The sequence below is a fragment of the Phocoenobacter atlanticus subsp. cyclopteri genome (genome assembly GCF_018343795.1).
Taxonomy (GTDB): domain Bacteria; phylum Pseudomonadota; class Gammaproteobacteria; order Enterobacterales; family Pasteurellaceae; genus Phocoenobacter; species Phocoenobacter atlanticus.
Genome location: NZ_CP074346.1, coordinates 1,142,584 through 1,158,483, shown reverse-complemented (window position 1 = coordinate 1,158,483; position 15,900 = coordinate 1,142,584). Strand labels below are relative to the sequence as shown.

14 protein-coding genes are annotated in these 15,900 nt (G+C 34.6%); 1 reads left to right on the top strand and 13 read right to left on the bottom strand.

What is annotated here, in order from left to right; translation table 11 throughout:
- Positions 1-26: 26 nt before the first annotated feature.
- The 8 genes from tamB to KGI96_RS05445 form a co-directional block, all read right to left on the bottom strand.
- A complete protein-coding gene (tamB, locus tag KGI96_RS05480) occupies positions 27-3,944 on the bottom strand; it encodes an autotransporter assembly complex protein TamB (RefSeq protein WP_211597132.1) in 3,918 nt (1,305 codons plus the stop codon).
- A 48-nt stretch (positions 3,945-3,992) separates the two neighbouring features.
- On the bottom strand, positions 3,993-5,720 hold the full coding sequence (gene tamA / locus KGI96_RS05475) for an autotransporter assembly complex protein TamA (RefSeq protein ID WP_211597133.1): 1,728 nt from the start codon (positions 5,718-5,720) through the stop codon (positions 3,993-3,995).
- A 174-nt stretch (positions 5,721-5,894) separates the two neighbouring features.
- Complete coding sequence (gapA, locus tag KGI96_RS05470) at positions 5,895-6,899, bottom strand: glyceraldehyde-3-phosphate dehydrogenase (protein WP_211597134.1); 1,005 nt, start codon at positions 6,897-6,899, stop codon at positions 5,895-5,897.
- Positions 6,900-7,294: 395 nt separating this feature from the next.
- Positions 7,295-7,588, bottom strand: a complete 294-nt coding sequence (locus KGI96_RS05465) for an RnfH family protein (RefSeq protein ID WP_211597135.1) — start codon at positions 7,586-7,588, stop codon at positions 7,295-7,297.
- Positions 7,578-8,012 carry a type II toxin-antitoxin system RatA family toxin gene (locus tag KGI96_RS05460; RefSeq protein ID WP_211597136.1) on the bottom strand — a complete coding sequence of 145 codons (435 nt, stop codon included), beginning with the start codon at positions 8,010-8,012 and terminating at the stop codon, positions 7,578-7,580. The genes KGI96_RS05465 and KGI96_RS05460 overlap by 11 nt, the downstream gene beginning before the upstream one ends.
- 134 nt (positions 8,013-8,146) lie before the next feature.
- Complete coding sequence (locus KGI96_RS05455) at positions 8,147-9,469, bottom strand: TRAP transporter large permease (RefSeq protein WP_213156580.1); 1,323 nt, start codon at positions 9,467-9,469, stop codon at positions 8,147-8,149.
- Positions 9,462-9,992 (bottom strand): TRAP transporter small permease subunit, encoded by a 531-nt coding sequence (locus KGI96_RS05450; protein WP_211597138.1) that lies wholly within the window; start codon positions 9,990-9,992, stop codon positions 9,462-9,464. The genes KGI96_RS05455 and KGI96_RS05450 overlap by 8 nt, the downstream gene beginning before the upstream one ends.
- Before the next feature lie 61 nt (positions 9,993-10,053).
- The gene (locus tag KGI96_RS05445; RefSeq protein WP_211597139.1) at positions 10,054-11,064 is read right to left on the bottom strand and encodes a TRAP transporter substrate-binding protein; all 1,011 of its coding nucleotides are present in this window, start codon (positions 11,062-11,064) and stop codon (positions 10,054-10,056) included.
- A 308-nt stretch (positions 11,065-11,372) separates the two neighbouring features.
- Between KGI96_RS05445 and KGI96_RS05440 the strand changes: the two genes are divergently transcribed.
- Positions 11,373-11,861, top strand: a complete 489-nt coding sequence (locus tag KGI96_RS05440) for a gluconokinase (protein ID WP_211597159.1) — start codon at positions 11,373-11,375, stop codon at positions 11,859-11,861.
- Between the two features lie 7 nt (positions 11,862-11,868).
- On the opposite strand, the gene gntR is transcribed toward KGI96_RS05440, so the two are convergent.
- From gntR to KGI96_RS05415, 5 genes are read right to left on the bottom strand one after another with little or no spacing between them, the layout of a single operon-like run.
- Positions 11,869-12,867, bottom strand: coding sequence for a gluconate operon transcriptional repressor GntR (gene gntR / locus KGI96_RS05435; RefSeq protein ID WP_211597140.1), 999 nt, complete (start codon positions 12,865-12,867; stop codon positions 11,869-11,871).
- Entirely contained in the window at positions 12,867-13,694 is an 828-nt protein-coding gene (locus KGI96_RS05430) for a D-hexose-6-phosphate mutarotase (RefSeq protein ID WP_211597141.1), read from the bottom strand. The genes gntR and KGI96_RS05430 overlap by 1 nt, the downstream gene beginning before the upstream one ends.
- A gap of 17 nt (positions 13,695-13,711) precedes the next feature.
- Positions 13,712-14,545, bottom strand: a complete 834-nt coding sequence (gene pgeF / locus KGI96_RS05425) for a peptidoglycan editing factor PgeF (protein WP_213156588.1) — start codon at positions 14,543-14,545, stop codon at positions 13,712-13,714.
- Positions 14,546-14,592: 47 nt separating this feature from the next.
- The gene (locus KGI96_RS05420; protein ID WP_211597142.1) at positions 14,593-15,006 is read right to left on the bottom strand and encodes a RidA family protein; all 414 of its coding nucleotides are present in this window, start codon (positions 15,004-15,006) and stop codon (positions 14,593-14,595) included.
- A 42-nt stretch (positions 15,007-15,048) separates the two neighbouring features.
- Entirely contained in the window at positions 15,049-15,849 is an 801-nt protein-coding gene (locus KGI96_RS05415) for a class II glutamine amidotransferase (RefSeq protein WP_211597143.1), read from the bottom strand.
- Positions 15,850-15,900: the final 51 nt, after the last annotated feature.

The window sequence follows — 15,900 nt, the reverse complement described above, 5'->3', positions numbered from 1 at the left end:
CCTATTAAAAAATTGAAGGTAAAAAATTAATCAAATTCAAACTTATACATCAAATCAATGGTTTGGTTGATACTTGAAACCCATTGTAAATAGAGTTGTGGAGCAAGACGGTAACGTAATGTTAATTCTGTGAGAGAAGCAAAAATCCCAGTCCCATATTTTACCTTAAATTTCGGTGTTAAACTACCGCTTACTACGACTTTGGTGTTATCTCCAATACCCGCAGTGGTTACATTAAGATCGTGAATACCAAAAGTATTTCCTATATTTCCAATAAGTTTACTACTTTGAGAGAGTCCTAATCCAATAGCAGCTGCAGTAATAGAGTTTTGAGAACCATTTTCACCACTTTTTTCTAATCCTCGACCAGTAAGTATATAAGAAAGTGCTTGTGCGTTTGGCATAGGAGGTTCAGAAAATATGGAGACTTTAGGGCTATCAGCAACACCTGTTATATGTACACCTGCAGTAATGTTGGTATTTTCAATCGCTTCAGGATTACGAATTGCTTTAATATTCAATGTTGGTTGGGAAGGAATACCAGAGAAAATAATATTTCCTTTACGAATAATTAGATTTTGTCCAAAAGAAGTATAAGTGCCTTTCTTCAAATGAATTTGACCATATAGCCCTAATCCTTTACTTCCTTGTGAAACTTTAACTAAACCATATAATTGTGTTTTTAAACCGTAAGCACTCAGGTTTATTTTATCTTCTATAAGGCGAATATTCACATCCGCTTGAATCACCATACTCTTATTTTTATTCGTGTTTGCTAATTTTTTGAGAAAATCACCTTTTTTCTTTGCAGATCCATCCATAATCACTTCATCACTACTTACATTTACAGTATTCTCAGGTAATTCTTCAATTTCAATATCTGCCCAAGGAATATCAATATTTCCTCCTAATATTAATTTATTAGGTGTAGCAGTCACTTCAATATCAGGACTAATATCTAATTTAGCTATATTAGGAATTTTTAATCTGAAGTTATTACCTTTGGTTTGGATATGAGTATGCCAATTATTTAAGTCTTGCCAATTTGCATCACCCGTTAGTGTTAATTCACCATCAGGGGTTTGAATATGCCCTATCAAAGTAGAATTAGTGCCATTAAATTTAATATTTAACGCTCCTCCGGTTACATCAAATGGCATAGTATAAGCTTGAGCTTTGAGTTGAGTTAAGTTTAAATCGCCGTTTAATAATGGTGCTAAAGCTGTTCCACCAAGACGCAGATTGGCATTAATATCTCCATCTATTTTTTCATTTTTTGCAATAAGTGGCTTGAGTAGTTTCATATTAATATTTTCAATATTAATATAACCAGATAATGCTCTTTTATGTGCAATATCAGAAACGGTTAATTGACTGACTAACTGACCATTATTTTTGATTTTAACCAATGAATTTAAATTTAAAGTATTATTAATTAATTTCACGGTCAGTTTTACAGGTTCTAAGGTGAGAGGAAATGTACGATAATCAATTTTTTGTTTTAATTGTATTGTATTAGCATTTGCCTCTAGATCTAGTTGAGGTGCTTTATTTTCAAACCATTGAGCATCACCTTTGAGGTTTACTAATCCATCTAATTGTGTTTTTTTATCTAGAAATTGTTTTAAGAACGAGAGATCTAATTGTTGTATTTCAAAAGGAACTTTTCCCGTTTTTCCAGCCTTAAAGGAAGTAGGAAAACAAGCGGAGGCGTTTGTATTTTTCCAACAATGAGCAGAAATATTCGCCTCAATTTTTTTATTATTATAGCTAATTTGAATATTTTTATCATTTTTCCATTCTCCGATAGGAGATTGGAGCGTTGCCTTGCTTAGTTGTCCTGACCATTTTTCTAACAAGCGGTTAAATGTCCCAGAAATTTGTAAATTTGCCGCAAAAGGTTCACCTGAAGAGTGGAGAGTTAAATGATGATTTTTTTCATCGCCAGTTACGGTTAAATCGGCTTTTTGTACTTTAATATCCCCATAAGCAAGTTGTGAGAGGTTAATTTTTACATCACCTTTAATTTGTTTATCTGTTGAAATAGTGCCTTTAGCCGTTAAGTGCTGTAGGTTTAAATCTTGATAGTGGACATTATTTGCAATTAAGTCCATATCTAAATTAGGTTTAATAATATCACCTGTTAAATTGACTTTACCATTAATACTCGCACTTAAATGAGGAATCAGTCTTTTTAAATTAGGGGCGGTTATATCAGCATTAAACTGGGAGGTTTTTCCTAATATTCCGTGCATTGAAATATGATTTTTACCGTAGATCAGTTTGGTGTTTTTAATATCAAGCAGTGTTTTATTATTAGCCGTTAATTCACCTTTTAATAATAATGTTTGATTAAAAAGTTTACCTTTTAAATCTAATCGACTAATATCGACTGACCACAATTCACCTTTCTCTCCTTTTCCAACATAACCTGTAGAGGTTAAGTTGCCTGAAAGTGTGGCTGCCCATTGAGGCAATAGCGAATGGGTTTTAATCTGGGTTAAGTGAGCATTAGATTGCCATTTTAATCCTTCTTGCCAATCAATTTTACCGGAGAGTAGAGCCTTTCCATCAAGAGCATCAAGCTTAAGCTTTTCAACATTAAAAGAAGTGAGTTCTCCTTTTCCTATTACATCTAATTGACTTTTCGGTAAATCCATTCCAGATGCGTTCATTTTGGCATTTAATTGATAATTCAATAAATCACCAGAGAGGGAAAGAGCAATATCTTTTAAGGTTAATACTTTTTGATTTTTTTCAGGTATAAAAGGATAGTGAACCTTGTCACTTGTTAATGTTACCCTAAAAGGTGTTTTTGCTTCAGCAAGTTTTAGGTTTCCAATCAAATGTGCATTAGCCACCCCTTGAGTTGTCAGCTCTAATTGTGTTAATCCTAATAACTCTCCTGAAAGTTTTAACTCTGCGTTTGATTTCGGAATTTTAAGTTTTTTGAGTAAGGGTAATTGAGCGTTGAACTTACCGTTAATCGGTAAATTATTCACTAAATTTAACATTGCTGAACCACTGATATTTCCCTTATCACTAAGAATGACAAGTTTTGCTAATTGCATTTTTTGATCTTTCAATTCACCTTTTTCTATCAAAAGAGAAGAAATAGTGAGTAAAGGTTCAGTAGTAACTTGGTTATCTTTTTTTACCTTCTGTTTAATCACGATATTTTGTGCATTAAATCGAGGAAGGGCGAGATTAAAAGGAAGCGCTAAGTCTTCTGGAGAGGTTAATAATGGTTGATTTAATCTATCTTTAATGGCATTCCAATCGATTTTATCAGATTGAGCGGTCACATTATTTGAAGAATTTGCATTTTTTTGTTCGGAAGTGACTGCTTGTGGCAAGATAATGTCTAAATGATCAAGATCTGTAGGGGCAAGTTGTAGATTTTTCCCTTCTCCGTGAATACCTGAAGATAAGTGTTTCAAAGAGATAGCAGTACCATCAATATTTAATAATAAATTTTCCACCGCTAATTGATTGGCGGAGATCACTAAAGGTAATTCAAATGGTTTTTTCTCTTTTTTTGACGGCTGTTGCTGTGTTGTTAATTGAGAGGTATCAATATCAATTAATGGATTTTTTACTGTGATATTTTCCACACATAGTTTACGTTCTAAAAGACAACCTATTTTAATTTTAAGCTGGGTTTCTTCAAGCTTAGCATTTACTCCTTGCATAGAAAAATGAGCATTTTTAAGTTTAAGCCCTTCTTGTAAATTTCCAGAAACACTTCCGATAGAAAGTTCATCAAGGTATTTATCAACAAGTTGAATAATAGAGCGTTGCCCATAACCTGTACTTAAAACAAGAGTAAGGCTAATGAGCAAGACGGCAAATAAGCCAGCAATGTAGTAAAGCCAACGCCATTTACTTTTATTTTTTGATTTTACTACAGAAGTAGTTTGTTCTGATTTTGTTATTTTGTTCATTTTATGATTATTCTATTTAATTTTATATTATTTGGCTTTCTTTTTTAATTAAAGTTCCGAACCTAATCCAATGTAAAAATGTATCCCTTTTTTATCATCTGGTGATTTTAAGGGGGTTGCCACATCAAATTTAATGGCACCAATAGGGGATGCCCAACGAATACCTACACCTGCACCAGAACGGAGGTTTTTTTTATTAAAATTATCTGCAGCAAAGCCTGTGTCATAAAAAACAGCTCCCCACCAATTTGGATAAACCTGATATTGATATTCTGCTGTTGCGGTTACTAAATGTGATCCACCAATTAATTTATTTTCTTTATCTCTAGGAGAAATACTTTTATAACTAAACCCTCTAACACTATTGTCTCCTCCCGCAAAAAAACGTAAAGCAGAAGGAATGCGATTAAAGTTTTTCGTTTTTAAATATCCTAATTCAGCACGCAAATAAATACGGTGATTATCATAATAAGTTCTAACCCAAGCACTAGAGGCTTTAATACTGTAAAAATTGACATCAGATTTCCATATTTTATTTCCATAATTGATGGTGATTTTCTGAGAGTCTCCCCATTTCGGAAAGCGTTTCCCATCAGAACGAATACGTTTAAATGAAGAGGTTGGATAAACTAAAAAAGTTTTGTAGTTATCATTCCCTTGCTCAAATTTATCATAACGCAGTTTTAACCCTGCAGAATAAGACCAACTGTGAGGTTTATTCCAAAAGCGTTGAAAACCTAGCGTTGCAGCAGTATATCGAGTATCATTTTGGTCTTCGTGTTCCAAACTGGTTGCAAGCTGAGAATAATAATTTAATGGATTAGATTTAATGGGCATATTATAAGCTGCAGCAAAAGTTTGTTTAGGTTTTGAAATATACATACTGCTTTCAATACTACGACCTGCGTCATTAATCCAAGGTTTTTTCCAGTTCAATTGTAAATGAGGTCCTACATCTGTTTCATAACCAATACCTATTTCAATTTGATTTTTTTTCTTGGGCTGCAATAAAATATCTAAATTAACTAATTTTGATGTCTTATCCATTTTAGGGTCAACCAAGACAGTAGAAAACCATTTACTGGAAGATAAATCATTAGCCAGATCTGACAAATCGGACATTAAATAAGGATTACCTTGTTTTATTTTTAATATATTATCAAGATAAGATGGGTCTATCTGGCTGTTTTTAAAACTAATTTTTCCATAATGATAGCGTTCACCACTATCATAACCAAGTTGCCAGTTTGCTAGGTATTCTCTAGGATAGATTTCTAAGCGATGATATAACCAATGACTATCAAAATAACCTTTATTTTGAGCAAGATTTTCAAGTTTACTTTTAAAATTATCATAAGTACTATGATTAAGAATGGTTCCTTTTTTTGGTACCTCTTCTTTTATTAGAGAAATAAAATCAGCATCTTGTTTTGCTTTCCCTTTAATATCAATATTTCTTTTATTCAGTTTAACGGGGTTATTTAATTTAATATCAAGTGTTAATTTATTATTTTTTTTAGATGTAAAATTAAATGTTGAATTATAGTACCCCTCTGCTCGTAAGGCTTTATCAACGTTTTGAGTAACTAAATATTTATAACGATCAGAACCATCTGCTTCTTCGTTATCAATTTGAGATAAGTGTAGCTGAATATTTTTGAGTAATACAGAATTTTTAATTCCTTTTACTTCTGTTTTAATTAATTGTCTTGCTCCCCACGAAGAGCTAGATAGCACTAAACAACAAAAAGCAATCAAACGAATTTTTATTTTCACAGTAAAAAACCTCTAAAGTTCTGTAAAAGGAATAACAGTAAGGTATGATAGCGTGAAATGTGAAAATTTAAAATATGAATGTGTTATTTTTGAGGAGCAAGTTATATTTTTGATCAATTTGTTGATAAAAAAGCACCGCTAACAAGCGGTGCTTTTTAAAATGAAATTTACAAACTAACCTTTGTAATTATAAACGTGAGCGATTAAATCACACACTTTGTTTGAATAACCAACTTCGTTATCGTACCAAGATACTAATTTAACGAAAGTATCAGTTAATGCAATACCTGCTTTAGCATCAAATACTGAAGTTTCAGTTGCACCGTTGAAGTCAGTAGAAACTACCGCATCTTCAGTATAACCTAGCACACCTTTCATTTCGTTTTCTGAAGCACGTTTTAATTCTGCACAGATTTCTTCATAAGTTGCTGGTTTTTCTAAGTTTACTGTTAAATCAACAACAGAAACGTTAGTAGTAGGTACACGGAAAGCCATACCTGTTAATTTACCATTTAATGCAGGTAATACTTTACCTACTGCTTTAGCAGCACCAGTTGATGAAGGAATGATGTTTTGAGAAGCACCACGACCACCACGCCAGTCTTTAGATGAAGGACCATCTACAGTTTTTTGCGTTGCTGTTGTTGCGTGAACAGTTGTCATTAAACCGTCTTTGATACCAAATTTGTCATTAATTACTTTAGCTAAAGGTGCTAAACAGTTAGTTGTACAAGATGCGTTAGAAACGATATCTTGACCTGCATACTCATTGAAGTTAACACCGTTAACAAACATAGGAGTTGCATCTTTAGAAGGACCAGTTAAAACAACTTTTTTCGCACCTGCTTGAATGTGTTTACGTGCTGTTTCATCAGTTAAGAAGATACCAGTTGCTTCAGCAACAACTTCAACACCAGCTTCATCCCATTTTAGGTTTGCAGGATCACGCTCAGCAGTTACACGGATAGCTTTACCGTTTACTACTAATTTACCGTCTTTAACTTCAACAGTTCCATTGAAACGACCGTGAGTTGAATCATATTTCAACATATATGCCATATAATCAACATCAATTAAGTCATTGATTGCAACAACTTCGATATCATCACGAAGTTGTGCTGCACGGAATACGATACGTCCAATACGACCGAAGCCGTTAATACCAATTTTAATAGCCATAGATTTTTTTACCTATATTAAGTTAAACAAAATTTTACTTTTACACCTAAAATGTAAAAGATACTGTGAATTATATCACACTTTTTTCTATTTCTAAGTCTAAAAGTTAGAAAAGAGAGAGGTCAGATTAAAATTGGCTGATCTATGTCAAATTTTTTGTTATTCATTGATTTGTATAAATATGTTAATTCTGTTTAGTTTTTAACAGGATAATCACACATTATTGATTTTTTAAAAGTAATAATATTTTATCCCCCTCCCTAACCCTCCCCCGCAAGCGGAGGAGGGGATTTTTTTGTTATATTATGGTTGTACAGTACATCATTCCTCCCACCGCGGGGGGGGAGGTTAGGAGGGGGGCAAGTGCGAACTTGCTCTGCAGTCTCTAACTGCTTCTATTTATTTTTTTGCTGTTCAGCACGTTTACGACGAATTTCTTTAGGATCGGCGAGCAGTGGGCGATAAATTTCAATACGATCACCATCATTAACAAGATCGATCAGCTTAGCAGGGCGACTAAAAATTCCAATTTTATTGACCTTAAGATCAATTTCAGGATACTTACTTAAAACACCAGATTGCAGAATAACTTGCTCAATAGTGAGCGGTGACTTTAATTCTATTTTTTTCAAAAAATAATGTTCTGGATAAGCATAAAGTACTTCAACTCTTATTTTGTTAGACACCATATACCTCTTTCGCTCGTTTTTTAAATGCACTGATCATTTTATTAATGAGTTCATTAAACACTTTTCCAAAGACCATTGCAATGACGGGATTTGAAAATTCAAATTCTAGATACAATGCGATTTTACAACTCTGTTCATCAAAAGGAGTAAAAGCCCAAGTGCCTTGTAAATAGCTGAAAGGACCATTCAATAATGTCATTTCAATTTTTTGATTTTTAATCATTGTGTTATGAGTACTAAAACGCTGACTAATCCCTAATTTTTGAATATGCAATTCTGCTTCTAATTCATTCTCAGCAGTGGTAAGGGTCTTTGCTCCCACACAACCAGAGAGAAATTCAGGATAGCGTTCGTAGTCATTGACAAGATCATACATCTGTTTGGCACTATAAGGCACTAAAGTGGATTGATTGATTATTGGCATAGTTTTTATATTAAAATTATAAGCGGTGTGATTGTATCAAAAATTTGCAAAAAATTAATAGAAAGTTACCGCTTGTACCCATAAAAAAACAGCGAGGGAATAATCGCTGTTTTTTTACTGTAATAATTGTGGGTTTATTTCCACCAAATTGCTAAATCTGGGAAGATGATTAACAATGACAGGGCAATAATTTGTAGTACGATAAAGGGTACTAATGAACGGAAAATTAGCCCTAATGAAATATCTGGTGGAGCCACCGATTTTAAGTAAAATGCGGCAGGTCCAAATGGGGGTGATAAGAATGAGACTTGCATATTCATACAAAATACCACACCAAACCACACGGGATCGTAGCCTAAACCTGTAATGATTGGTACAAAAATTGGCATAGTTAAAAGTGCCACACCCACCCAATCAAGGAACATTCCAAGAACAAGTAAGATAACCATCATAATGAGTAATGTACCAATTTGGCTACCATTACTTAATGTTAGAATAGTTTGTTCAACAAATTTAATGCCTCCCATTAAGTTATAAACGCCCACTAATGCAGTTGCACCAATACCAATCCAGATGATCATTCCACAGGTTCGCATTGTTGATAATGCACTTTCTTTTAACATTTCCCAGCTTAATTCACCACGAATGAATGCACTGATCATAATACCCACCACACCAAGTGCAGAGGCTTCAGTTACGGAAGCAACACCACCATAGATACTTCCTAATACCACAACAACTGACAGAACAGGGAAGAATAAGGCTTTAAAATAATTAACTGGTTTTTCTTCGTTTGCTTTTAATTCTTCTGCTGACGGAAGTGGAGCAAGCTCTGGTTTTAAGTAAGAGAGTACTAAAACATAAACAATATAGAATGAGGCTAAAATTAATGCTGGAATAAATGCCCCTTTAAAGAGATCACCGATAGAAACACTAGCAGTTAAACCGTAAATAATGAGTACGATACTTGGTGGTAACATCGTACCTAACGCACCACCTGAACAGCACGTGCCAATCGCTAATTTTTTATCGTAGCCTAAACGTAACATTTGTGGAAGTGCTAGCATACCAAGTAAGACGGTTTCTCCGCCTACAACGCCTGACATTGAGGCTAAAATCACAGCAACCACTAAGGTTTGAACGGCTAAGCCACCACGTAAGCGTTTGGCAAATAATCGCATTGCATCAAAAAGATCGTGAGCAATACCTGACCGATCCAGCATTGCCGCCATTAGCACAAACATCGGTACGGCAAGGAAAACAAAGCTGGTCACAAAACTATACATTCGACTGGTAATAAGTGGAACTGCATCCATTCCAAACCAACCAAAAAGGAAAAACAGAGCAACAAAACCCGTTACAAAAGCGAGCTGCATTCCTGTTAATAATAATCCAATCATCATTATTAACATTAAAAGGCTACCATAGCCCAATCCGAGCGAGGCTAAATCAAACATTGTTACCTCCGAGTAATAAACGTACTTCTGCAATAAGTTTTAGAATAAATTGGATAGAGACAATGATCATTGTAATAAGAATAATGGCTTTTAGATAAGCAGGGAAATTGGTATTCCACGCAGTACCAGAGGTTTCAAGTTGAAATGCTCCCCAAGGTTTGACCCAAGCCTCTTTTGCCATTTGATAAGCTGCCCAAGTCATCATTGCTGAGAAAATCAATCCCATAATATGATGAAAGATATTAAGATAATGACGAGTTTTTACTGAAACATTATCGTAAATCAGTACAACACGCACGTGTTTATCTGTGGCAAGTGCATAAGCCCCACCAAATACGAAAAGTGAGCCACCTAAAAACATTGCGGTTTCGTGAACCCAAATGGTTGGAGAATTTAGTACATAGCGAACAAATACTTCAAAAAAAGTAATCGCCACAATAAATAAAAAAATGAGACTGAGTTTTTCTCCAATCCACTCAATCACTTTGTCTAAACGAGTTTTAATTTCAGGTGTGTTATCCATAATATTGCTCCTAATATCCATAAGGTGGGAAAATCTCTCCCCACCTCTATTATTTCAGCTATTATAATAAATCTTTAGCTTTTAGATATTTTGTTACAGAGTCATAAACTTTCTGTGCATTTGGCGAACTTTTCGCAAATTTTTCCCATTGTGTTTTAGCAATAGCACGGAATTTTTTACGTTCTTCTGCTGACCAGTTATGAATCGTGATTTTTGGATTTTTCATTGCTTCTTTCACCGCTTCTTCATCTGCTTTTTTCAATGTTGAAGTAATATCTATTGCAAAATCATTTACCGATTTAACTAATAATTCTTGTTGTTCTTTGGTCATCTCATCCCATTTTTTATGACTAATAGAAACGTCAATTAAAGGTAAAGAGTGGAAACCCGGTTGAACAGGGTGTGGGGCGATATCATTCAAGCCATTTTTATGGTTTGTTGAGAATACGGTATAATCCGCTGCATCAATAACCCCTTTGCTTAATCCTGTAAAGACTTCTGAACCCGGTAAATTAACAGGTGCTGCACCTGCAGCGGCAAAAACTTGTTGAATTAACCCTTCTGGGGCACGCAATTTCAAGCCTTTTAAGTCTGCTACGCCATTAAGAGGGACTTTTGAAACAAAAGATTCCACACCTGTTGTTGAAGCACCAACAAATTTTACGCCATAAGGTTTATAGAGTTCGGTAAGTAGCTCTTTACCCCCACCATTATTCATATAATCGAGTAATTGAGCGGTGTCAGACCAAGCACCTACCATATTACCTAATAAACCAAATGCTGGATCTTTACCTGAGAAATAGCCAGTGGCAGTCACGTGACCATCAATAATTCCCATTTTGATAGAATCTAAGGTTTCCGTATGTTTTACAATACTACCAACAGGTAACAAATCAATTTCAATTTGACCATTAGAATCTTTTTTAAGTTTTTCCACCCATTTTTTTTGAATTTGGAAATTTTGGTCACCAGATGGATCTGATGATTGTATTTTTAATGTAAGTGCTGATGCTGATAATGCAGACAATGAAAATGCACCTGCAACTAAAAGAGAAACTAGCTTTTTGTTCATAAGAATACCCTCAATGAAAGTAGTTAGAAAGAAAGTAAGCAATAATAATTCATTATCCTTACCTAAGATAACTAAAAGTTACCAGTAACAGTAATTCGTTGCAAATGCTATTTTTGAAATTTGTGACATAGCTCACAAATAAAGATTTTAATCGCAAAATCGCTTTAATTTTATTCAAAATTTTCTTTTTAAGATAATATTTTCCGTTTTTATGTCTTGTTACCGATAACATAAAAAGGTAGAATATTTTCAGAATGTCTAATTCTAGGAGGTGAGTTGTGTCGAACATAGGGAAAAGTTTTGTTTTAATGGGGGTTTCTAGCACAGGTAAAACCAGTGTTGGAACTGCTGTTGCACGACAACTTGGCTTAAAGTTAATCGATGGTGATGATCTACACCCAAGAGCCAATATAATAAAAATGGGACAAGGTCAGCCGTTAAATGATCAAGATCGTGCTCCTTGGTTAGAGCGTATTCGAGATGCAGCTTTTAGTCTTGAGCAGAAATCAGAAAAGGGGATCATCATCTGTTCGGCATTAAAAAAACAGTATCGAGATTTAATTCGAGATGGTAATCAGAATGTAAAATTTATCTTCTTATCGGGTAGCTTTGATCTTATTTTGGAGAGAATGCAACAGAGGGAAGGACATTTTATGAAAACGGATATGCTAAAAAGCCAGTTTGCAACCTTAGAAGTACCACAAGCGGATGAAGATGATGTTTTTCATATTAGTATTGATTGTATATTTGAAGAAGTTGTTGAAAATTGTATTGCTCAGATAAAACCTCTGATTTAACAACTGGTTAAATGCTTTCTCCTAAATGAATACGATATCCTAAATTAATAATATGGCTTTGCTGGGGTTGGTTATTTAATCGTTCTAATAGCTGTGTCGCAGCTACTTTTCCTATTTCTAAACGGGGTGTAATGACTGTTGCTAGCTGTGGCGTCATTGACTGACCGACATTGTGACCGTGAAATCCTGCAATAGCAATTTGTTCTGGTACTTTAATTCCTAAACGCTGACACTCAAATAATGCACCAATAGCAAGGTCATCATTGGTACAAAATATACCATTAGTATCTGGATATTTTCCTAAAGTTTGATGTAACTGTTTTGCTCCAAGACTAAAAGAAGAAGATTCTTCAGTTGTAATACAATGTGGAGTTAAACCGTGTTTTTGCATTGCTTTTGTATAGCCTTGCATTTTTAGTTGGGTGCGTTTATCCATTCGAGCAGAGAAGTAAACAATCTGTTTATGTCCTCGATTTATCATTGTTTCTGTCATAGATTGTGCCGCAGCTACATTATCAAACCCAATTGCTTGATAAGAGCCAATTTCACTGCATTCCATAATTTCTATAATAGGAATATTTGCCACTTTAAGCATTTTCAAAGTACGAGGGCTATGATGATTTTCAGACAAAATTAACGCATCCACATTATAAGAGAGCAAACTCTCAATACGTTGCTCTTCCTTTTTTATACTATAACCATAGTGAGCAAGCATTGTTTGATAGCCCGCAGGATCAGTGACTGTTTCAATGCCTTTGATTACATTAGCAAAAACTTGGTTGGTTAAAGAAGGCACCAGTACACCAATAGCGTGACTTTTGGCATTGGAAAGAATATCAGGAGCACGATTTGGAATATAACCAAATTCCTCAAGTGCAGTAGCAATTTTTTGTTGAGTTGCCACCGCAACAGAGTTTGGATTTCGTAAATAACGGCTCACAGTCATCTTAGTAATGCCAAGATGAGAGGCAATGTCTTGTAATGTTGGGCGTTTATTTTTTATCATTATTCATCTACTACTTTAATTGTCACTGAAACTTGATCACCTTGTGAGAGTGGTTTATCAAGACGAGCGGTTTCAACACATACCATTGTTTTATACCCTTGCTTACTCATACCACTGGTTGCTTTATGCCAAGGATTCCAAAATACCGTATTACTTGCATTATTATGCGTAATCTCAATTTTACGCTGATAAGTTGGATCAGTAATATGCTGTGTTGCAGGAGAGACAATTTTATAAATACAATCAACATTTTCTGTAATTTGACGTGGCGAAGGGACTTGTTCAGGTTGTTGAGTCAGAGAATTGAAACATTGTGTAGGTAAACCCGTTACTGAAATATTATTAATATCTGCAATATTAAAATAACTGTGTAATGCAACTTCAGCTTGCGCATTGCCATAATGTTTAAAGGTAATCTCACAAATATCGGAGAATATCATTGTTATTTTAGCTTCGATAATATCATCATCAGAAAAAAGAGAAAATTTAAGTTTTGCCTTTTCTTCATTGATGTCATAGCCACTTAATTGCCATAATGAAATACGAGCATAACCGTGTGAGGGCGATTGCTTACCACCAAACCAAGGATAACAAATAGGGATGCCACCACGAATTGCAGTACCCAATTTAAAAGGTTCTATATCACTTAACCAAAGCACATTTTGAGCAGTATCTTTTGGTTGCCAGCTTAATAAATGAGCCCCTTGCAATGAGATAAATGCATAACCAAGCTTGTGTTTTAAGACAATGATGGGAATTTCATTATATTGTTGAAGGCTAAGTTCAGGAGTTATCTGTTTAATAAAATCAAGTTGGTGGTTTAACATTTTTATCCTTCTATTTTTTATTTGCAAATTTTTGACATAATCATACCGCTTATTTTGGAAAAATTATTTTTGAAATTCATCATTTCCCTCCTCCGCTTGCGGGGAGGGTTAGGGTGGGGGCAAATCCAAATAAGTGTTGCTATTCTACCTGTTTTCCCATCACGGCGATAAGAGAAAAATTTATCTTTTTCTGTATAGGTACAATGCTCTCCACCTGAAATTTGAGTAATACCTAATTTATTTAAACGCTGAGTCGCAAGTTGATAAAGATCACCATAGTATTTTTCTTTTTCATTTGGGTCATTTTTAAAACATTGAATAGCATTAGGATCTATATCACAAAATTGTTCCACCACGTCTTTACCTACTTGAAAGGCTTTTTGACTAATGGCAGGAGCGAGCCAAACATTTATTTCTGAAGTAGGGCTGTGAAATTTTTTTACGGTTTCTTCTAAAATACCATCACATAATCCTCGCCACCCTGCGTGAGCGGCAGCCACTTCTGTCCCCTCTTTATTACAAAATAGTACAGGTAAACAATCAGCTGTCATTACAAGGCATACTTGATTAGGTTGATTGGTATAGACTGCATCTGCTTCTAAATTATTGTCTGAGTAGGGGAGTGTGATTACTCGAGTGCTGTGAGTTTGAGTTAAATAAAGAGGAGAATTTGGTAAATTTTGTGCAATAACTAACCGCTTGCGATTATTGGCTACGGCAATAGGATTGTCTCCTACGTGATCCCCTAAATTTAAGCTATCAAAAGGGAAAAGACTTTCGCCACCTTGTCGCAAGGTAGTGAAAGCCTTAATGTGTTTAGGTATATCCCAACTAGGTTGGATCACACGAATATCCGTCATTAGATAGTTTTAATTTAGGTATTACATTGATAATAATTCTACTCTCCTTTCGCCCAGTAATTTTCTTTTCTAACGGCAATCGCTTCAATTTCAATACCAGCATCTTTTGGTAAACGAGCCACTTCCACACAAGATCGAGCAGGGAATTGAGGATGATTATTTTCTTTGAAGAAAGCATCATATTCAGCATTTACTGCTGCAAAATCATTTAAGTCTTTAACGAAAATAGTGGTTTTCACAATATCAGCAACCGTTAAGCCCGCTTGTTCGATAATTGCTTTCACATTTTCAAGAGATTGACGTGCTTGTTTTACGATATCAGCGGGGAATTCGCCTGTTGCAGGATCAATAGGTAATTGTCCAGAAGTGATAATCATATTACCTAAATCTACCGCTTGTACATAAGGACCGATTGCTGCTGGTGCTTTGTCTGTGTGAATAAATTGAGTCATTAGAATTCTCCTTAGTATAAATAATTTTTAATGATTAATGTGTTAAACATGGGACTTACAAGGTGGCAGTGTTCCAATAATTTCGAATAGTTTATCACCATCCTTAAAGAAAACATAACCGCCATTTTTCATCTCTGTCCAATTTTCATTTTTGGTTAATGGTTGAGTAGTAATAACAGTAACTTTATCTTTTTCTGTTGTATATTGACTAAAATCAATCACAACATCATCTTCACGAAATACTTTACAAAATGGATATTTACGTGTCACATAATGTAATTTTGTGGCACAGCGAGCAATCATCCATTCACCATTAGAAAGAATAAAATTAAATACCCCTTTTTCTGCAATTTTTTCAGAAATCTCGACAACAGCATTAAAGATTTCCATTTCGGATGGTTTGTTAGGAAAGCGTTTTTTTAGTGCAGCAACCATACAACAAAAAGCACGCTCAGAGTCTGTTGTACCAATAGGTTGGTAATGATTGTTTACACATACTTCTAAATTTTCTACTGTACCATTATGTGCAAATACCCAATTTTCACCCCAAATTTCACGAATAAAAGGGTGAGTGTTTTCAATATTTACTGCGCCTTCTGTTGCTTGACGAATATGTGCAATAACATTAAAGGATTTAATTCGATAATTTTTGACGACATCTCCAAGAGGTGAAAAAGCCGCAGGTTGATTATCTCTAAATACACGGACTCCTTTTCCTTCAAAAAAAGCAATACCAAAACCATCTGAATGTTTATCAGTTATACCTGCTCGCAGTCTAAATCCTTCAAAAGAGAATGAAATATCTGTTGGGCTGTTACAGTTCATTCCTAATAATTGACACATTTATTGTTCCCATTGATTAAAAATTTATTTTTATTATGTGAAAGCATTATA